Here is a 20215-nt window from a genome sequence, read left to right on the forward strand (position 1 = left end):
GTTCCGGAGCAGCGCATGACCGCCCCCCAGCCCGATTACCTGACCGACCACGACTATCCGCCGGTGTTCCATCCCGAACAGGCGCCCGGCTGGCTGGCGGCGGTGCTGGCGGCGCTGGGGCATCCCGCGCCCGCGCGGGGGCACTGGTGCGAACTGGGCTGCGGCGAGGGGTTCAGCGCCGCGCTGCTGGCCGCCGCCAATCCCGACATGCGCTTTACCGGCATCGACCTGAACCCGCGCCATATCGCCACCGCCCGCGCCCGGGCCAAGGCGGCGGGGCTCGACAATCTGGAGTTTCACTGCGCCGACCTGCGCGATCCGCAGGGGCTGGCGGGGCCCTTCGACATGATCGTGACCCATGGCGTGCTGTCATGGGTGGGGCCAGAGGTGCGCACCGCCCTCGCCGCCTTCATCGTCACCCATCTGGCGCCCGGCGGCGTCGCGGCGGTGCAGTATATGAGCGAACCGGGTGGTGCCGCCTTCCGCGCCTTTCACGCCGTGTTCCGCGCCTGCGCCGGGGCGCCCGATCCGGTGGCCGAAGGGCTGGCCCGGCTGACCGCGCTGCGCGAGGCAAAGGCCGGGTTTTTCCAGATGCACGCCCATGCCGCGCAGACGCTGGACAACCTGCTGACCCAGCCGCCCGGCTATATCCGGCACGAATACATGAACGCCACCTTTCAGCCGCTGACCTTTGGCGAGGTGGCGGGGCTGTTTTCCGATCACGGGCTGGTCTGGCGGGGCAGCGCCACGCCGCTTGACAACATCGATGCCGCCTCGATCCCCGCAGAGGCGGCGCGGAGCCTTTCTGGCGTGCGCGACACTGTGCTGCGCGAGACGATGAAGGATCTCGCCCGCAATCAGGCGCTGCGCTACGATCTGTTCACCCGGCCCAAAGCCCCCGCCGGGGACGAGGCGCATCTGGCGCTGCTGCGCGGCGTGGTCTGGGCGCTGCTGCCCGGCGCGCCGCCGCCTGCCGCGCTGACCTTCACCACCCCCATCGGCCCCGTGGAGGCGGATCCCCGGCTTTATGCGCCGCTGCTGACGCGGCTGGCGCAGGGTCCGGCCCGGTTCGGCGATATCGAGGCCATCCCGCCCTTTGCCGGGCGTCCGGGGCTGCTGAATCAGGCGCTGCAGATGGCGCTCTGGGCCGGGGTTGCGCATCCGCTGGGGCGCGCGCCGCGCGCGCCGGGGGCAGCAAGGCTCAACCGGCTGCTGCTGGCAGAGGCCGCACAGGGCGCGCGGGTGCCCGCGCTCTGCGCGGCGCCGCTGGGGAGCGGGCGGGCGGTGGCCCCTGCGCAGATGGCCGATCTGGGCGCGGGGGGCGGGCCGCAGGCGCTGCGCGCGCTGTTCGGGCTGGACCGGGGCTGAGCCGCAGCAAAAACCCCGCCGCGCAGAAACGCGCGGCGGGGTCTGTGGCAGTGCAAGGCGCCCGCCCCCGAAGGGGCAGGCACGGGATCAGAAATCGAGGTTTTCGACGTTCAGTGCGTTCTGCTGGATGAAATCGCGGCGCGGTTCGACCACGTCGCCCATCAGCTTGGTGAACATGTCATCCGCTTCGGCCATATCGTCGATCTTGACCTGCAGCAGGGTGCGCGCATCCGGATCCAGCGTGGTTTCCCACAGCTGGCCCGGGTTCATCTCGCCAAGACCCTTGTAGCGCTGCAGGGACAGACCCTTTTCGCCCTCTTCCAGAATCGCCTGCAGCAGCCCCAGCGGGCCATAGATCGCCTGCTTGCGGTCCTTGCGTTCCAGCGTGGCGGGCAGGTCATAGACCCCCCGCAGCGCCTGCGTGAAGCTGCCGGTGCGCCGCGCCTCGCCCGAGCGCAGCAGCGAGCCGTCCAGCGTGCGCACCTCTTCGACGCCGCGCAGGATGCGGGCCAGACGGATGCCGCGATCCTGCGTGATCCGGCCCTGCCAGCCGCGTTCGTATTCCACCGCGATCAGATCCAGACGCTTCGCCACCTTGTCGGCGACCCCCTGCAGATCCTGTTCCACCGCACCGGGCACGAAGGCGCCGGAAATCGCCGCCTGTTCCAGAATATGCCGCGGGTAATGGGTGGGGAAAGCATCCAGCACCCGCTTCAGCTGCCGCGCCTCGTCGATGACCCGCGCCAGATCCTGACCGGCCATCGCCTCGCCCGTGCCCAGCACCAGCTGCGCGCCGTCCAGACCCTGATTGATCAGGTAATCGTCCAGCGCCGCCTGATCCTTGACATAGACCTCGGACTTGCCGCGCGTCACCTTGAACAGCGGCGGCTGCGCGATGTACAGGAACCCGCCTTCGATCAGCGAGGGCATCTGCCGGTAGAAGAAGGTCAGCAGCAGCGTGCGGATATGCGCGCCGTCCACGTCCGCATCCGTCATCAGGATGATCTTGTGGTAGCGCAGCTTCGAGATGTTGAATTCATCCCGCCCGATGCCGGTGCCAAGCGCCATCACCAGATTGCCGATCTCCTGCGAGGCCAGCATCCGGTCAAACCGCGCCCGCTCCACGTTCAGGATCTTGCCCTTCAGCGGCAGGATGGCCTGCGTGCCCCGGTCGCGCCCGGTCTGGGCGGAGCCGCCGGCGGAGTCACCCTCGACGATGAAGAGTTCGGTCTTGGACGGATCCTTTTCCGAACAGTCCTTCAGCTTGCCCGCCAGAAAGTTCACGTCCATCGCCGTCTTGCGACGGGTCAGTTCGCGGGCCTTGCGCGCGGCTTCCCGCGCCAGCGCCGCCTCGACGATCTTGCCGACGATGATCTTGGCCTGTCCGGGGTTTTCCTCGAACCACTCGCCCAGCTTCTCGTTCACCAGATTCTCGACCGCGGGCCGCACTTCGGAGGAAACGAGCTTGTCTTTGGTCTGGCTGGAGAATTTGGGATCCGGCACCTTCACCGACAGCACGCAGGTCAGACCTTCGCGGGCATCATCGCCGGTGAAGCTGATCTTTTCGCGCTTGGCGATGCCGCTTTCGGTGGCGTAGCGGGTCAGCGTCCGGGTCAGCGCGCCGCGGAAGCCCGCCATATGCGAGCCACCGTCCCGCTGCGGGATGTTGTTGGTGAAGGGCAGCACGTTTTCGTGGTAGCTGTCGTTCCACCACATGGCCACCTCGACCCCGATGCCGTCGCGTTCGCCGGTCATGTAGATCGGGTCCGCCATCATCGGCTGCTTGGAGCGGTCGAGATATTTAACGAATTCGCGCACGCCGCCTTCGTAATGCAGTTCGGATCGCAGCGGTTCGGCGGGGCGTTCATCCTCCAGCAGGATCCGCACCCCGGAATTCAGGAAGGCCAGTTCGCGCAGGCGCTTTTCCAGCGTCTCGAAGCTGTACTCGAGGTTGGAGAAGGTGCCGGTAGAGGCCAGAAACCTCACTTCGGTGCCCTGTTCGCCATTGGAATCGCCCACGACGCGCAGATGCTCGACCGTGTCGCCATGTTCGAACCGGGCGTAATGTTCCTTGCCATTGCGCCAGATCCGCAGTTCCAGCCAGACCGACAGCGCATTGACCACGGACACGCCCACGCCGTGCAGACCGCCCGAGACCTTGTAGCTGTTCTGGTCGAATTTGCCGCCCGCATGCAGCTGGGTCATGATGACCTCTGCCGCGGACACGCCTTCTTCGATATGCAGATCCACGGGGATGCCGCGGCCATTGTCGCGCACGGACACGGAACTGTCGGCGTGAATCTTCACGCTCACAAAATCCGCGTGGCCCGCCAGCGCCTCGTCGATGCCGTTGTCCACGACCTCATAGACCATGTGATGCAGGCCAGAGCCATCGTCCGTGTCACCGATATACATACCGGGACGCTTGCGGACTGCCTCCAACCCTTTGAGAACCTTGATGGAATCCGCGCCGTATTCCTGCGGTGCGCTTGCCGGTTCGGCCATGCCGCCTTCCTTCATGATTTTTGTTGGTTTTATACGGGTTTCCGCAAAGAATGTCACGCCGCTGACACAAGATTTGGTGTCACAACCGGCGGTTTTCAACGACCGATTGGCCCTCACGTTCCGTTACTTCCAGATACTGCGCCCGGGCGCCCAAGTCCATGAACAACTCGGGTCCGGTCCCGGTCATCCACGCCTGCGCCCCCAGCGCGCAGATTTCATCATAAAGCGCCGCGCGGCGGGAGGCGTCCAGATGGGCCGCCACCTCGTCCAGCAGCAGAAGCGGCGGCGTGCCGGTTTCCGCCGCCAGCGCCCGGGCATTGGCAAGGATCAGCGAGATCAGCAGCGCCTTCTGTTCGCCGGTGGAGCAGTCCTGCGCCGCCACGCCTTTGGCCGCGAACACGCCCGCCAGATCGGCGCGATGCGGCCCCAGCAGGGTGCGCCCCGCCATCATGTCGCGGCCCCGGTGATCGGCCAGAGCGGCGCGCAGATCCGCCGCAGCCTCTGGCAGCGGGGCCTCGCCATCCAGCAGCGACAGGGTGGCGGCGGGAAACTGCGTCTCTGCCCCGTCCTGAGCCTGCGCCAGCCGTTCCAGCGCCGCGCGGCGGTTGGCGGTCAGCAGGGCGCCGCTTTGCGCCATCTGGTTTTCCAGCGCCGCATACCAATGGCCATCGCGCACCTCGTCGCGCAGCAGCCGGTTGCGTTCGCGCATGGCCTTTTCATAGGTCAGGCTGTGATCGGCATGATCCGGAAAAAAGCTCAGCGTCATGCGGTCCAGAAACCGCCGCCGCCCCTCTGGCGCCTCGATCCACAGCCGGTCCATGGCGGGGATCAGCCACAGCACCCGCACCAGCCGCGCCAGATGCACCTGCGGCGCGGGCTTGCCATCCACGCTGACCTGACGCGCGGCGCCGTGATCGGACAGGAAGGCAAGGTCATGCGCGCTGTCGCCGTCGCGCAGCAGGCCGGTCACCTTCCACCCCAGCGATTCCGGGCGCCGCACCATGTCCTGCGCCGAGGCGCGGCGCAGCCCCCGCCCCGGCGAAAACAGCGACACCGCCTCGATCAGATTGGTCTTGCCCGCGCCATTGGGGCCGAAGATCGCCACCGGACGCGCGTCAAGATCCAGTGCGACCCGCGTATGGGACCGGAAATGCGACAGCGTCAGGCGGGACAGATGCTGGACCATGGCCCGATGCTATCGCCGATCCGGGCGCGCGCTGCAAACGGGATGCGCGCCGCCTCAGACCCGCATCGGCATCACGACATAGACCGCAGACATGTCGCCACCTTCGCGCATCAGGGTCGGATCGCCCGAGGAGTTGAACAGGAACACGGCGTTTTCCCGGTCCACCTGACTGGCGATTTCCAGCAGATACTTGGCGTTGAAGCCGATCTCCAGCGGCTCGTCGGCATAGGCGACGGCCAGCTCTTCCTCGGCGGCGCCGCTGTCGGGCGCGTTGACCGACAGGATCAGCCGGTCCTCGTCCAGCTGCAGCTTCACCGCACGCGACCGCTCCGACGACACCGTGGCCACGCGGTCCACCGCCTTGGCGAACTCGCCCGCGTCCACTTCCAGACGGCGGGTGTTGTTGGTGGGGATCACGCGGGAATAATCGGGGAAGGTGCCGTCGATGACCTTGGAGGTCAGGGTGATCTGCGGCGTGGCAAAGCGCACCTTGGTTTCCGACACCGACACATCGATGTCCATGTCATCCTCGTCCAGCAGCTTGCGCAGTTCGCCCACGGTCTTGCGCGGCACGATCACGCCGGGCATGCCTTCGGCCCCGCCGGGCAGCGGCGCATCGATGCGCGCCAGCCGGTGACCATCGGTCGCCACGCAGCGCAGCACCCGGCCATCTTCGCCGTCAGACACATGCATGTAGACGCCGTTGAGGTAATAGCGGGTTTCTTCGGTGGAAATGGCAAATTTCGACTTGTCGAACAGCCGCCGCAGCACCTCGGCCTTGGCCGTGAAGTTGGAGCTGTATTCCGACGAGGCCATCACCGGGAAATCTTCTTTCGGCAGCGTCGCAAGACTGAAGGTCGAGCGGCCCGCCGCCACGGTCAGCCGTCCGGAGGCGGCATCCGCCGTCAGCCCCACCAGCGCGCCATCGGGCAGCTTGCGCACGATTTCATGCAGCGTCACGGCAGACACCGTGGTGGATCCGGCCCGCTCCACCTGAGCGGGGGCACGGTCCAGAACCTCGATATCCAGATCGGTGGCGCGGAAGCTGACCGCATCGCCCTCGGCCTCGATCAGCACATTGGCAAGGATCGGGATGGTATTGCGCCGTTCGACCACCGATTGCGCCTGACTTACGGCCTTGAGCAGCGTCGCCCGTTCAATGCTGACTTTCATCACCCTGTTCCTCCGTGGGCCGGAGGTGCCGCCCGGCATCGTGCCGGAACCGCTCCAACCTGTTTTGCGATTGATCCGACGCTTTCACGACAGCGTCAAGTCCGCGGGGCCGCCTTGCGGCAGCCCCAGCCGGATGTGTTGTGACGGGGTCTCAGGCTTCCAGCGCGCGGCGCAGAAGCTCGACGTCATCGGCGATCTGGCTGTCCTGACTGCGCAGCTCTTCGATGCGCTTGACGCCATGCATGACCGTGGTGTGGTCGCGCCCGCCGAAGCGGCGACCGATTTCGGGCAGCGACCGGGCGGTCAGCTGCTTGCAGAGATACATCGCCACCTGCCGCGGACGGGCAAAGTTGCGCAGCCGCTTCGGCCCGATCAGGTCGCTGAGCCGGATGTTGTAGTGATCCGCCACCTTGCGCTGGATCTCCTCGATGGAGATCTTGCGGTCCGAGGCGCGCAGCACGTCGGCCAGACAGTCCTGCGTCAGTTCCATGGTGATGGGCTGGCCCACCAGCGAGGCAAAGGCGAAGAGCCGGGTCAGCGCGCCTTCCAGCACCCGCACATTGGTCGAGATGCGGTGCGCCAGAAACTCCAGAATGCCGTCATCGATCTTCAGCGAGGGATATTGCGCGCGGTAGTTCATCACCTTGGACTGCAGGATGCCAAGACGCAGTTCATAATCGGTGGGGTGCAGGTCCACCACCAGCCCCGACTGCAGGCGCGACCGGATGCGGTTTTCCAGATCCTTGATCTCGTCCGGCGCACGGTCGGCAGAGATGACGATCTGCTTGTTCTGGTCGACCAGCGCGTTGAAGGTGTGAAAGAATTCCTCCTGCGTGGAATCCTTGCCCGCGATGAACTGCACGTCATCGACCATCAGCACGTCGACGGACCGGAACAGCTCCTTGAAATCCATCATGCGGCGTTCGCGCAGGGCCTGCACGAAACGGTACATGAACTGCTCCGCGGACAGGTAGAGCACGTTGAGATCGGGCCGGTTGTTGCGCAGCTCCAGCGCGATGGCGTGCATCAGGTGGGTCTTGCCCAAGCCCACGCCGCCATACAGGAACAGCGGGTTGAAGGTGACGGTTTCCGCCTCCGCCACGCGGCGCGCGGCGGCATGGGCCAGCTCGTTCGGCTTGCCCACGATGAAATTGTCGAACGTGAACCGGCCATCCAGCGGCGCGCCGGGCAGCAGGTCGTTGGACGCAGCCGCCTGAGCCGGGGCCGAAGCTGCAGGGGCCGAAGCCGCTGCGGGACGCGGCGCCGGACGCTGCAGATTGGCGACGCGGAACTGGATCCGGCGCACTGTGGTATCTAGGGACGCCAGCTGTGACAGCAGCAGGTCGCCAAAGTTCTGCGACACATACGTGCCGATAAAGTTCGTGGGCGCCAGGAGAACCGCCACCCCGTCGGCCTCCATTCCGTGGAATTGCAGCGGCTTGATCCACGTCCGGTAGTTGTTCTCACCGATCGTGTCGCTCAGCCTGTCCTGCAATGCGCCCCACTGTTCCTTCGTCATCAACCCCGCTCCGTTTTGGTCTGTCCTTCGGGTCTTCACACACACTGGCCCCGAACGGTCACACAGCCCGGAACGCAAGACACCCTCCCGTGCCGAGTGAGCACAGGTGCGGGGATGGCCTGCCATCCCCGGCGTCACAGACACAAAAGGAGTGCCTCCGGAAAATCCCAATCCGGAGCATCCCTGACTTGCGCTGTGCGCGCGTATTGCTGGACTGGCCGGGCGCCTTAGCCCTCAGCTCCAAAGGTCTGAGCAGCAGACCTTTGAATCGGCGGAACATATCTCACGAAATTGTGGACCTTTTCCGCGTGCCTGTCCCCCCAAGCGATGTGACTCGCTCGGGCAAATTACCAACCTTCGCGGAACGGCAGCAACCGATCTTCAAACTTGACTCCGGTGAATCCCCTAAAAGAATCTATCTTTCGTAAATGTAGGGTCTGAAACGAAAAAAGGCACCACATGAAGTGGCGCCTTTTCCATCAAGACAAATGTCCTGTGTGGCTTTTCAGCCCAGCGATTTGACCCGCGAGGACAGGCGCGAAATCTTGCGCGAGGCGGTGTTCTTGTGGAAGACGCCCTTGGTCACACCACGCATCAGCTCGGGCTGAGCGGCGCGCAGGGCGGCGGTGGCGGCGTCCTTGTCGCCAGAGGCCAGCGCCTCTTCGACCTTGCGCAGGAAGGTGCGGATGCGCGACCGGCGTGCTTTGTTGACGGCGTGACGCTTCTCGTTCTGACGAGCGCGCTTCTTGGACTGGGGCGAATTTGCCATTTGGATCGGTCCTGTCTTTGTCTCAGGGTCTGAATTTTGGGCGCGCGAAAGCCGCCAGACCCGGACCTGTCATTGTCGGACCGATTCCTGCCAGAGCGGGCATCACGCGCATGTAACGGCGGCGCATAGACCATTTCCCGCCCAATGCAAAGCCCCGGCGGCATCCGACATGGGATTTTGGGCAAAAATCCTGTAAAAGGGGAGTCCCTGCAAGCAGGGGACGAGCCCATTCTGACCGAGGAGGACAGACATGAACGCTATGCAGATCTCTCAGGCCGCTCAGGCGCTTTACCGCACCCATGGCGGACGGGCCGAAGCGGAAGCCGCCCAGAAGGCCCGGGAAAAGACCGCCAGTGGCCAGACCGCCGAAGCGCAGGACTGGCGCGCGATTCAGGCCGCCATCCGCCGCGTGCGCGGTCCGCTGCAGAAATGATATCTGGGGCCCGCCCGTCGCGGCGGGCCCGGTTCCGGCTCAGCGGTCGCGGAACTGCGCGGTGCGCTTCTCCAGAAAGGCGGCCATGCCTTCTTTCTGGTCTTCCGTGGCGAAAAGCGACTGAAACAGGCTGCGTTCGGCCATCAGGCCTTCGGTCAGGGTCGTTTCATAGGCGCGGTTCACCGCCTGCTTGGCCGCCATGGTGGCCAGCACCGATTTTTCGGCGATCTTGGCCGCCGCCTGATGCGCCTCGTCCATCAGCTGCTTGGCGGGCACGACGCGGCTGACCAGCCCGGCACGCTCCGCCTCTTCGGCATCCATGAACCGGCCCGTCAGGTGCATGTCCATGCTTTTGGACTTGCCCACATAACGCGTCAGCCGCTGCGTGCCGCCGATGCCGGCGATCACGCCCAGATTGATTTCGGGCTGGCCGAATTTCGCCGTGTCCGACGCGATGATGAAGTCGCACATCATCGCCAGTTCGCAGCCGCCGCCCAGCGCATAGCCCGACACCGCCGCAATCACGGGCTTGCGCACGCGCCCGATCGCCTCAGAGGCCGTGCCGAAATAATCGCCGAGGAACATCTCGACAAAGCTCTTCTCGGACATCTCCTTGATGTCGGCCCCGGCGGCAAAGGCCTTGGCCGAGCCGGTCACGATGATGCACCGCACCTTGTCGCTGGCATCCACCTCGGCCAGCGCCTGCGACAGCTCGCCCAGAAGCTGGCTGTTGAGCGCGTTCAGGGCATCGGGTCGGTTCAGGGTGATCGTAGCGACCTCGTCGTCTACTTCGACGATAATCGTCTCATAGGCCATGACTTCGGGCTCCCGTCCGTTGGCATTGTCGCGCAGCCTTAACAACTTGATGCCTGCAATCAAGCTATCTTTGGCAGTCCGGACAGTAGAAGGACGACCGGCCAGACTGCACCAGACGGTGGATCATGTTTGCGCAACCGGGGGTGCGGCAGGGCTGCCCCTCGCGTCCGTAAACATCGAAGCTGTGCTGGAAATAGCCAAGCTCGCCATCGGCTTGGCGGAAATCGCGCAGCGACGATCCGCCTGCGGCAATCGCCTCGGTCAGCACCGCGCGGATGATCGGCACCAGCGCCGCCAGCTGCTCCGGCGCGATCTGGTTGACGCGACGGGCGGGATGCAGCCGGGCCCGGTAAAGCGCCTCGCAGACATAGATATTGCCCAGCCCGGCGACGATCTTCTGGTCCAGAAGCGCGCTTTTGACCGGCAGGCTGCGCCCGGCCAGCGCCGCCAGCAGATGGGATTCGGAAAAGGCGTTGCCCAGCGGTTCCGGCCCCAGCGCCGCCAGCAGCGGATGCGACTCCGCGCCCGCGGTCGGCATCAGATCCATGGCGCCAAAGCGGCGTGGATCGTTGAAGGTGATGCGCACCCCGGTGGCCATGTCGAAGATCACATGATCGTGCTTCTGCGCGGCAGGATGGTCGTGCACGAACCGTCCCAGCGCATCGCCCGACACCAGCATCCGCCCCGACATGCCCAGATGGATCAGCAGGGTTTCGCCCCGGTCGAGATCGGCCAGAAGGTATTTGGACCGCCGCCGCAGCCGCAGAATCCTTGCCCCGCTCAGCCTGTCGGCCATACGCGGCGGGAAGGGCCAGCGCAGATCCGCCCGGTTCACCCGCGCCTCGGCGATCACCTGTCCCTCCATCACGGGGGCAAGTCCGGCGCGCACCGTTTCGACCTCGGGCAGTTCGGGCATGGGGTTCCTTTCCAAAGGGCCGCATTGCAGCGCGGCACGCGCGCCCTATAAGGAGGTGCGGACGGAAGGACACAAGGCCCATGACCGACGAGAACGCAAAAACCACGCATTTCGGCTTCACCGAAATCCCTGAAAGCGAAAAGGCGGGCCGCGTGCGCGGCGTCTTCGGCTCCGTCGCGTCGAAATATGACGTGATGAACGACGCCATGTCCTTTGGCATCCACCGCATCTGGAAGGATGCGATGATGGACTGGCTCGCGCCGCGGAAGGGACAGCGGCTGCTGGACGTGGCGGGCGGCACCGGCGACATCGCCTTCCGCTTTCTGGACCGCGCCGGGTCCGGCCATGCCACCGTCTGCGATCTGACCGAGCCCATGCTGGTCGAGGGGCGGAAGCGCGCCGAGGCGGCGGCCCGCGCCGACAGTCTGGACTGGGTGGTTGGGGATGCCATGGCGCTGCCCTTTGCCGACAACAGCTTCGACGTTTACACGATTTCCTTCGGGATCCGGAACGTGACCCAGCCCCAGCAGGCGCTGAACGAGGCGTTCCGTGTGCTGCGCCCCGGCGGGCGGTTGATGGTTCTGGAATTCAGCCAGATTCCCAACGAGATGATGCAGAAGGTTTATGACCTCTATTCCTTCCACATCATTCCCCGCATGGGACAGGTCATCGCGAATGACCGCGACAGCTACCAGTATCTGGTGGAATCGATCCGCCGCTTCCCGGATCAGGACCGGTTCCTGCAGATGGTCAGGGAGGCTGGCTTCGGCAATGCCAAGTATCGCAACCTGAGCCTTGGCATCGCCTGCCTGCATTCGGGCTGGAAGATCTAGGATGAAGGGACCGCACAATATCTGGCGGCTCGTGCGCACCGGCGCCACGCTGGAGCGCACGGGGGCGATGCGTGTGGTGCTGGACGCGATGGAGGCCCCGCCTGCGCTGCGCATCGCCGCGCGGGTGCTGGGCTGGCCCTTCAAATGGCTCGGGATCGAAGGCGACCCGTCGATGCCCCCGGCGCCGCGTGCCCTTTCGGCCCTTGGCCCCGCCTATATCAAGTTCGGGCAGGTGCTTTCGACCCGGCCTGACGTGGTCGGCGACGAGCTTGCCAATCAGCTGCGGGTGCTGCAGGACAAGCTGCCCCCCTTCCCGACCGATGCCGCGAAGGCCCAGATCGAGTCCGAGCTTGGTCTTCCCGTGGATCAGGTCTTTTCCGAATTCAGCGCCCCCGTCGCGGCCGCCTCCATCGCGCAGGTCCACAAGGCGCGGCTGGCCGAAACGGGGGAGACGGTCGCGGTCAAGGTGCTGCGGCCCGGGATCGAACGCGCGTTCCGTCGCGATGTGGATGCCTTCTGGCTTGCGGCCGATGTGATCGAATTCCTGTCTCCGGCCTCGCGCCGCCTGCGTCCCCGGGACGTGATCGCCCATTTCGAAGGCGTGGTGATGGGCGAGCTGGATTTCCGGCTGGAAAGCGCCTCCGCCAGTGAGTTTGCCGCCAACACCGCCAATGATGCAGGCTTTTCCTTGCCGGAGGTGGTCTGGGGCCTGTCCGGACGGCGGGTGATGACCATGAGCTGGGCGGAAGGCGTGCCGCTTGGGGACAATGCCGCGATCGACGCCGCAGGACATGACCGCGTCGCGCTCAGCGAGCGGGTTCTGCAGCTCTTTCTCAACCATGCCCTGCGCGACGGATTCTTCCACGCCGACATGCATCAGGGGAACCTGAAGGTGGCGCCCAATGGCGACATCATCGCCTATGATTTTGGAATCATGGGCCATATCGACGAATACACCCGGCGCGTCTATGCAGAGATCCTTTATGGCTTCATCCGGCGCGATTACCGGCGCGTGGCCGAGGTGCATTTCGAGGCGGGCTATGTGCCAGCCGATCGCGACGTGGATGAATTCGCCCGCGCGCTGCGCGCCGTCGGCGAGCCGATCTTTGGCATGGATGCCACCCGCATCTCCATGGCGCGGCTGCTCAGCTATCTGTTCGACGTGACCGAGCGTTTCGGGATGGAAACGCGGACAGAGCTGATCCTGCTGCAGCGCACCATGGTCGTGGTCGAAGGTGTCGCGCGATCGCTCAACCCCCGCATGAACATCTGGAGCGTCGCGCATCCCGTTGTTGAGCAGTACATCAAGACGTCGATCGGGCCGCGCGCCGTGCTGCGCGACCTGCAGCGCACGGCCGTGGTGCTGGCGCGGTTTGGACCAAGACTGCCGGGCCTTGTGGAAGAGGCGCTGATACGCCAGGCGGAGCAGAAGGATCGCCACCCGGACCGGCGCTGGCGGAGAAACGCCCTGTGGCTTGTCATGGGCGCAGCGATCGGCGCGGCAGCAGTCAGCCTTATGCAAAGCTGGCTTTAGGCGAACCGGCTCAGCCATTCGGGGTGCGCAGCCCTTGGACTTCCGCGGCAGACAGGTGGGTGCCGTTGGCGAGCGTCAGCAGCACATCAGGTCCCTGCTGCCGCACCTCCTGCACCCGCGCATAGGTCAAAGCGGGGGTGGTCGAAAGCAGCTCTTCGCCCCGATAGCTCTCGATTTCGAACCGATAGAGGCCCCTTGGATGCGCGGCACCGGACTCGTCCAGTCCCGTCCACTCCAATTCGGGCTTCGCAAGGTCCACGGCCACCGACTGAAGGACCGTGCCCACCTCATTCCTGACAACCAGCTTGGCCGACTCCGCTTCCTTGTGCGGATCAAGGCGCAGGGTCAGCGGAACTCCTTCAAACCGCACCGGAGTGTCCACCAAAGCCTCCATCCCGATCCAGCCCGCAATGCGCTCAAACGCGCTGCCCGTCAGCTGCTCGGCCAGTCCGGCGAGAATCTGGTTGGTCTTTACCTGCTGTTCAACCGAAGAAAATGTTGCCAGTTGCGACGCATATTCGGTGGCATCGACAGGATTGAACGGATCCTGATTTTGGGCCTGCGTCGTAAGCATGCGGAGAAACGTCTCAAAGTCGCTGTTCAACACAGCTGGTGGAGTTTGAGGCGTGGCAGTCAGAGCCGTGGTCGGGGAAATGGTCTGCGTGCTGGTCAGGTCCATCTGAGTCTCCTAAACCCGTATGTCGAGCCCGGATGAAGGCTCGCTGGTGTCGTTTTGCGGAATTGTGTCAAGGTCTTCAGGTCCGTCTCCCCCGGCAAAAGAACCGCGAAAGGCGCCCCCTTGCCCTGAACCCTCGCCAAACCGGAACTGCGTCGCGGAATAGCCGAGATCGTCGAGATGCCGCGCCAGCTGGTCGACATGCCGCCGCAGAAGATCAAGCGTTTCGGGGCGGTCCGCCAAGATTGTCATGCTCAGAGCATGCTCGCCCCCGGTCATGCGGAACCGGACATGGCCAAGCTCCTCCGGTTCCAGACGCAGTTCCACTACGTCGCCCCCTCGGTCTACGATGGCCTCCCCGATCTGACGAATCACCTGCATTGCTGTTTCGTGCCGGTGCGCTCGTAGCTGCAAACCCGAGGTCGCCTGTGGCGCGCGCGGCTCGGCGACAGCGGGAAGGGGATCGATTTTCGGGTCTTCCGGCTCCTCGATCCGCGGGGCCAGCACAGACGCGCCGCGCTGTCTCGACAGAGGGGCCTCTTGCTGAGACACGCCCCTGAAAGCGACATCTTTGGAAGGGATGTTTAGGGACGGATTTTTATGAACAGTCCTTGGGAAAGCTGAAGCTTTGGTTGGCATTCGCTCCGTGGCGGATGGCCCTTGCCCCAAAGCAGTCTCGTCTATGCGCACAGGCAACGCCTCTTCTGTCGTTCGTCCGGTCTCCGGTGAGGGCTGTTGCACTGCGACCCACGCATTGGGGCGGCCACGAATCTCGGCAGGTGGCTGATCGACAGACGCCCTGCTTTGCAGAGGCGGCCCCCCCCGCACTTGCACCTCATCCACCGAGGCCACTTTGAAGTGAGAGCGCGCCAGCGGCACAGGCGCACTCGCCTCTTCATCAGAGCTGCGCGGGAGCATTTCACCCGCCCCCTCACCTCGCTCGTCCAGCGGTTGGCTCTTTGCTCCTGTTTTGAGCAACTCAGCCGGTACGGGCGAGGCGGCCCGTAAATGGCCGGTTGTGGGAGCTGGCGGGCGAATAGTCACGGCCTCCGCCTGAGAGGCCGGATTTGGGGTCAAAATCTTGGCGTCAGCTCGGATAGGGAACCCCGAATCCCTTTGGTGCGTCTGCGTTGAGACAGGTATGCCCTTCTTCTGGCTTCCCCCCTCAGGCAACTCCAAGAACTCGGCTGTTGCGCTGTCAGACTTTGGAGCCATAGCTGGTGCAAACTCCGGTCTGACAGCCGCTGGCAGGACAGGAGTTTCTGAACGGCGCGGCGCGGCATCTACTTCAAATGACGGCCAAGATTCCGCCGGAACCAGTGGGGTGGCGGCTGAAGGAAGGACCGGGCTTGAAGCGGGTCGCGCCTTGTTTCCAGTTACGTGCCTCCCTTCTGTATCCGGCAGAGGATGGTTGGCCTGGAATGGGACAGCCGCACCTGAAGCATCGACACTGGGGCGCAGCGGTGATCTTGCTGCGGGTGATTCCGTCTCAACTACGCTTTGCAGATCTGGATTTGGCACGCTTGGTTCAGTCGAAGTGGTCTTTTCAGTAACCAGACGGCTTTCGACCGAGGAAAAAGGTGCTTTTGGCACGGGGGGCATTGTCACGTCACTGGCGCTTTGTGCCCTCTCAACCGACAGGGCCTGAGCAACCGGAACTGGCTCCCCCGTGACAGAGTGGGTCGGGACGGATGTAACCGTTGATCTCTGTGCACGGGGAGACACCATATTGTCGCTGCGTTGCGCATCTGGAATGGGCGGGGGGAAACTAGCCTTGAGCGAACTAACCAAAACTGCATGACCTTCAACAGGTGGCAGACGACTTGTCTCAGGCAATACCGCCTCGTCACCTGTGATCGCCCGATCCCCAGCCAAAACAGATACGCTGATCGCAGGGGGAGAAACCCTACCCGCAGATCTTGCGACGGAGGGAAAAGCTTGGGGTGATGTCGGCGACGCTGCCTTGCTGCCTGCGACCTGCCTGACCACATCCGACAAGGGCAGCTCTTCTAGAGGTGGTTCTGCTGGGATTGCGCTTGCGCCCGAGGGCGAGGGAAATCTCGGCGCGACTGAAATTTCTTGCGCGCCAGGGCTTTGTCCCTCTCCGCCTGAGGGAACTAGGGCGGTCGGGGTAGACACAACCAGAATTGCCCGACTTTCACCGAGTGAAGGCGGCGCTTTTAGTGCAGACGATTTTTCGCTGCGAACTGCTACCGTCCCACCTACATCTGACTTGGATATCTCGGCCTGATCCTGCTTCAAAACAACATTCACCGTATTCACAACTGGGCGCGAGGCTGGAGATATTTCAAGCTTTGGCCCGAGCTGCCGAGGCCCAGTATTTGAGGAAAGGACTGTCGCGGCGACCGGCGTTGTTTGGTATACTGATCGCTCTGACATTTCCAGATCCGGAGACTTGGCTACAGCCGTTGGCATAGACCCCATCGCTGACCGCCCCTTGGTGGGGAGGCGGCGTTCCGGCCCAGGAAATTCTGGAAGTCTGGTCGGGAATCTTCCCTTTTCCCTTTCAGCCTCAGGCTGTGTTACGCCGGAATGGGAGTCTTGATGCGTATTCTTCCCCAATAGGTTGAGGGATGGCATCTCCCCCACCTTATGATTTAAGTTATTTTCGGAGTCCGACGAAAAGTTGCTTCCGAGGGCCCCTTCGGAAACTTTTATCGAAGGGACCATAGCGGACGAGGCTGACTTTGCCTCAGGAGCAAGTAAACCAAAGGAATTGCGTGGTCTGGAATGAGTTGGCGCGCGTTGGGGGAGCAAGTTCTGGACAGGCTCAATGGCCCGTTTGGGCTGGAGCGGTGTCTCAAGCTCGGGAACAAAATTCTGTGCCAAAACAAGATCGGGTGTTGTTCTGGCGAGAACGTCTAAAGGCTGTTGATGGGGATGAATCCGGCCCATGGGCGCGTCTGCCGGAGGAACCTTCCGGAGCTGTGGCCCTTCCTCCGCACCCGCCGACGCCGGGCTCGATGTGCGCAGCGTCACTTGGTCGGCCGTTTCGGGATCGCTGGCGCGAGCAAGCTCGCGTCGCATCTTTGGAACGACTGCCTCGCCGTCGTCGCGAGCGACTTCCGCAATCGCCTGTAATGGCGCTCCTAAGCTGCGTGTGTCAGGGAGATCAATAGGTTGCAAGCGCGACGGTGCCAGTTGAGGCGCCGCTCTGTCGGTCGCTGGATCAAGAGGCTCAGATACCTGCGGCTTCCGAAGCGCTTCCTTCGCGACATCCCTCGGACTCAGGGCGTAGGGCAGGGTAGAGGCCTGCTTGCCCGCTTGCGCAGGTACCTCCTTGGTCGGAGCAGTTCGCGCGGGCAGTACCCGCAATGCTTGTGGCTCGGGTCGCACCTCAGGCCCCTCAAAACCTATGTGCGGGCCATCAGGTTGGCCATGGCCGGTCGAATGGTCGGGGAGCTGCGGCACTGCGCCGGGCTGCATGACCTTGGAGGGCCCATGGGACTGCCCGGGAAAGCCCGGCACCACGAAAGGGCGAGAATCTACTGCGCGGCTTTTTGACTGGAGGGGTAGAGTTTGCGGGTCGACTACCCCGAATTGCACCTTTGTGCTGGTCTTTGGTTCACCGAAGCTGCGCGCAAGCGGAGGTAGACTGCGCTTGTCCTGCCGGCTTTGGACCCCTTCTTGCTCCACGTTGACTGATCCCGGACCGAGGCGCCCCGGCACCGTTTCACGCGAGGCCAACTGGCTGTCCGGCTCACCTCCGTCCTGAGCGTCAAGCTCTTTTGCCGGAGGGCCATGGGGCACGTCGGCCAGAGGTAAGGCGTCACGCGAAGATTTTTCCGGCTCCTCCTGTTGTACAGGGTGCGCCGCGGAAACCTCCGTCTGCGCGGGCAGCGGGTTCAGATCTGGAGGTTCGGGCAAGGAAACAGATTCCTCCTCTTCGAAAGGCGAGAAGTCATCAGAATCTGGCGGGTCTTTCACCGTCACCATAGGATCCACCTCGCCTTCTTCGGGAGAAAGGCCCGCCTCGGCTACGCCGAAAAATACAGGGGCGCTCTGGTCTGCCGAGGGGGCGCTTGCGCGATCAAACTGCTGCAGAACAGAAAGAAAATCAGAGCCTTCGTCCGGTTTTCCCACCCTGTCGACAAGAACCGCGATTCGCCCAAATATGGCAGTGAGTTGTGGCAACATTGATCTGGACCTTCTGTCTTTGCTGTGAACTTAAACAGAACATCCTTACCCATCCTTTACCGACTTCGAGTTGACTTGTCTGAGATGAGTCGAATTGGAGCCAGTCATGAAGATCCCACCCAACCCCGCCGACCCCCTTCGCCAAGCCGCACGCCGGATGGAGGCAGCGTACCTGTCCGAGATGCTCAGGGCCGCTGGTCTGGACAAGGCGCAGTCCGCTTTCGGAGGTGGTGCGGGCGAGGCGCAATTTGCTTCTTTTCTTCGTCAGGAGCACGCGACTGCCCTTGCCGAGCGGGGCGGAATTGGCCTCGCTGACTCCATTTACCAGTCACTGAAGGATCGCGCAGATGTCTGAACCATCTCAGCTCGAAGATCTCCTCGACAGGCTGGAATCTCTGGTCGATCGGGAACGGCAAGTGCTTCTGGAGGGAAGGCTGGACCAAATTGCTCAGCTCGTGAGTGAAAAGTCCCTTCTGATCGAAGCCTTACGGGACACAATCCCGGAGACTGCCGAACGGATCGCCCCGCTGCAGCTGAAAATGCGCCGCAATCAGGAGCTTTTCGATCATGCACTCGCGGGAATCCGCGTCGTATCCGACAGGCTCACCCACCTGAGAGAACAGGGAAAAGTGGTGCAGGTCTATGACGCGCTGGGACGCCGGGAAACCATCGGCGATGCCGGAGAGACGCGCCTGGAGCACCGGGTCTAGGGAAATTTCGGAAAAATGCGGAGAACCTTCCGCAATGGGATTAGCCGAGCATTAGGGATTGGCCGTCATGGTGTGCTCACATCCGGGTGGATGATGCGGAAGGCGCAAAGCCTTGGCCGCCTTCGTCAGAAAGACGCCCTCACCAGCACTGGTGACCCATAAACATCGGCGCAAAGCGCCCCATGACCTAAAGGACGAACCTCCATGTCTAGCATTCTGACGAACAATGGCGCCATGGTCGCGCTGCAGACCCTGAAGTCGATCAACTCCAACCTGGCAACGACCCAGAGCGAAATCTCCACCGGCAAGACTGTGGCAACCGCCAAGGACAACGCCGCTGTCTGGGCCATTTCCAAGGTCATGGAAGCCGACGTGAAAGGCTTCAAAGGCATTTCCGACAGCCTCAACCTTGGCCAGTCCACGGTGGCCGTGGCCCGGCAGGCCTCGGAGACCGTGACCGATCTTCTGACCGAGGTGAAGGGCAAGATCGTCGCCGCTCAGGAAGAGAACGTTGATCGTGCCAAGATCCAGACCGACATCGACGCCCTGCGCGGTCAGATTTCGGCTGTTGTGGGAGCAGCACAGTTCAACGGCCTGAACCTCATCTCGAACACCGAAAAGACTGCCGGCACCGGCAGCATCAACGTGCTGGCATCGCTGGACCGGTCTGGCACCGGTGTTGTCGCAAGCGACATCAACGTCGCCAAGCAGGACCTTGGGACGGGCGCAAGCTCCATTAACGTTGCCGCTGCCGGTTATACCGCGGCCGCCTCCGACGCGCTCAGTGGCGCGGCGAACACGGCCGCCGTGGCACTCACCGCTGCCGCCACCGCGCCGACCACCAACGCTGTGGTTGGACAGACCGCTGGTGCCGGAACCGCTGCCATTGCCGCAGGCACGGGCTTCACCATCACCATCAGCGCTGGCGCAGGTGTCTTCACCGGGCTGAACACCACAACCACCGCAGGCAATCAGGAGATCATCTACGTTGCTCGCGACGGCGATACCGAAGCCGACGTGGCTGAGGGGCTGGTCAGCGCGTTCAACAGCTACATCAACGGCGACTCCACTGCCGTGGCTGCCGGCATTTCGGCAAGCGTGAACAGCACCAACGCTAACCAGATCGACATCACTGGTCCCAACACCAGCCAAGGCGCCGGCGCCATTTCCGTGCAGTTTGCCAGCACGGCCACAACCGACACCACGATCGGCGGGCGGCTCGAGAAGCTGAGCGAAATCGACGTGACCACGCAGACTGGAGTGGACAGCGCAATCGTCGAGATCGAGGCCCTGATCCAAACTGCCATCGACTCTGCTTCTGCGTTCGGCTCTGTGCAGGGCCGGATCGAGACTCAGGCTGATTTCATCACAGGCCTGACCGATGCCCTGAAGTCCGGGATCGGCACCTTGGTTGATGCAGATATGGAAGAAGCTTCGGCCCGACTGCAGGCGCTTCAGGTGCAGCAGCAGCTGGGTGTTCAGGCGCTGTCCATCGCGAACCAGGCCCCGCAGTCTCTCCTGTCCCTGTTCCGGTAATCTGAAGTTTCGGAGGCTGGATATTCCAGCCTCCGACGCCTTTGAACACCATAGCTCTTTCTCCAGAGTCAGAAGGTTCTGCC

General features: G+C 63.6%; 16 protein-coding genes. 7 read left to right on the forward strand and 9 right to left on the reverse strand.

The genetic code is table 11. The features are described 5' to 3' along the window. The first annotated feature begins 15 nt into the window (after nt 1-15). Nucleotides 16-1368: a methyltransferase regulatory domain-containing protein gene (locus VK682_RS01930; RefSeq protein WP_324781349.1), complete on the forward strand. Its 1353-nt coding sequence runs from the start codon at nt 16-18 to the stop codon at nt 1366-1368. 87 nt (nt 1369-1455) lie between these two features. Here the strand turns inward: VK682_RS01930 and gyrB are convergent, their stop codons facing one another. From gyrB to rpsT, 5 genes are all read right to left on the reverse strand, one after another. Next, nucleotides 1456-3873, reverse strand: coding sequence for a DNA topoisomerase (ATP-hydrolyzing) subunit B (gene gyrB, locus VK682_RS01935; protein ID WP_230794844.1), 2418 nt, complete (start codon nt 3871-3873; stop codon nt 1456-1458). 79 nt (nt 3874-3952) lie between these two features. Beyond that, a complete protein-coding gene (gene recF / locus VK682_RS01940; RefSeq protein ID WP_230794845.1) occupies nt 3953-5059 on the reverse strand; it encodes a DNA replication/repair protein RecF in 1107 nt (368 codons plus the stop codon). Between the two features lie 54 nt (nt 5060-5113). Then, nucleotides 5114-6232: a DNA polymerase III subunit beta gene (gene dnaN, locus VK682_RS01945; RefSeq protein WP_089842897.1), complete on the reverse strand. Its 1119-nt coding sequence runs from the start codon at nt 6230-6232 to the stop codon at nt 5114-5116. 151 nt (nt 6233-6383) lie between these two features. Continuing rightward, on the reverse strand, nt 6384-7751 hold the full coding sequence (dnaA, locus tag VK682_RS01950; RefSeq protein WP_230794847.1) for a chromosomal replication initiator protein DnaA: 1368 nt from the start codon (nt 7749-7751) through the stop codon (nt 6384-6386). A gap of 505 nt (nt 7752-8256) precedes the next feature. Then, nucleotides 8257-8520, reverse strand: coding sequence for a 30S ribosomal protein S20 (gene rpsT, locus VK682_RS01955; RefSeq protein WP_089842902.1), 264 nt, complete (start codon nt 8518-8520; stop codon nt 8257-8259). Nucleotides 8521-8770: 250 nt separating this feature from the next. Between rpsT and VK682_RS01960 the strand changes: the two genes are divergently transcribed. Beyond that, nucleotides 8771-8953 (forward strand): hypothetical protein, encoded by a 183-nt coding sequence (locus tag VK682_RS01960; RefSeq protein ID WP_230794849.1) that lies wholly within the window; start codon nt 8771-8773, stop codon nt 8951-8953. 39 nt (nt 8954-8992) lie between these two features. On the opposite strand, the gene VK682_RS01965 is transcribed toward VK682_RS01960, so the two are convergent. After that, the gene (locus tag VK682_RS01965) at nt 8993-9769 is read right to left on the reverse strand and encodes an enoyl-CoA hydratase (RefSeq protein ID WP_230794852.1); all 777 of its coding nucleotides are present in this window, start codon (nt 9767-9769) and stop codon (nt 8993-8995) included. Nucleotides 9770-9833: 64 nt separating this feature from the next. Next, nucleotides 9834-10685, reverse strand: coding sequence for a bifunctional DNA-formamidopyrimidine glycosylase/DNA-(apurinic or apyrimidinic site) lyase (mutM, locus tag VK682_RS01970; RefSeq protein WP_230794854.1), 852 nt, complete (start codon nt 10683-10685; stop codon nt 9834-9836). 80 nt (nt 10686-10765) lie between these two features. Between mutM and ubiE the strand changes: the two genes are divergently transcribed. Together ubiE and ubiB are read left to right on the forward strand one after the other, a co-directional pair. Further along, nucleotides 10766-11518: a bifunctional demethylmenaquinone methyltransferase/2-methoxy-6-polyprenyl-1,4-benzoquinol methylase UbiE gene (ubiE, locus tag VK682_RS01975; RefSeq protein ID WP_230794855.1), complete on the forward strand. Its 753-nt coding sequence runs from the start codon at nt 10766-10768 to the stop codon at nt 11516-11518. 1 nt (nt 11519) lies between these two features. Beyond that, complete coding sequence (gene ubiB / locus VK682_RS01980) at nt 11520-13052, forward strand: 2-polyprenylphenol 6-hydroxylase (RefSeq protein WP_230794856.1); 1533 nt, start codon at nt 11520-11522, stop codon at nt 13050-13052. Nucleotides 13053-13062: 10 nt separating this feature from the next. Here the strand turns inward: ubiB and VK682_RS01985 are convergent, their stop codons facing one another. Further along, nucleotides 13063-13731: a flagellar hook capping FlgD N-terminal domain-containing protein gene (locus VK682_RS01985; protein ID WP_230794858.1), complete on the reverse strand. Its 669-nt coding sequence runs from the start codon at nt 13729-13731 to the stop codon at nt 13063-13065. Nucleotides 13732-13740: 9 nt separating this feature from the next. Beyond that, nucleotides 13741-14007, reverse strand: coding sequence for a flagellar hook-length control protein FliK (gene fliK / locus VK682_RS27320; RefSeq protein WP_425262479.1), 267 nt, complete (start codon nt 14005-14007; stop codon nt 13741-13743). A gap of 3985 nt (nt 14008-17992) precedes the next feature. On the opposite strand from fliK, the gene VK682_RS01990 reads away from it, so the two are divergent. From VK682_RS01990 to VK682_RS02000, 3 genes are all read left to right on the forward strand, one after another. After that, nucleotides 17993-18241, forward strand: coding sequence for a rod-binding protein (locus VK682_RS01990; RefSeq protein ID WP_324781350.1), 249 nt, complete (start codon nt 17993-17995; stop codon nt 18239-18241). Then, nucleotides 18234-18596, forward strand: coding sequence for a flagellar protein FlgN (locus VK682_RS01995; RefSeq protein WP_324781351.1), 363 nt, complete (start codon nt 18234-18236; stop codon nt 18594-18596). The genes VK682_RS01990 and VK682_RS01995 overlap by 8 nt, the downstream gene beginning before the upstream one ends. A gap of 204 nt (nt 18597-18800) precedes the next feature. Continuing rightward, the gene (locus VK682_RS02000; protein ID WP_089852348.1) at nt 18801-20132 is read left to right on the forward strand and encodes a flagellin N-terminal helical domain-containing protein; all 1332 of its coding nucleotides are present in this window, start codon (nt 18801-18803) and stop codon (nt 20130-20132) included. Nucleotides 20133-20215 lie beyond the last annotated feature (83 nt).

Source organism: Salipiger marinus, assembly GCF_035481585.1.
Lineage (GTDB): Bacteria > Pseudomonadota > Alphaproteobacteria > Rhodobacterales > Rhodobacteraceae > Salipiger > Salipiger marinus.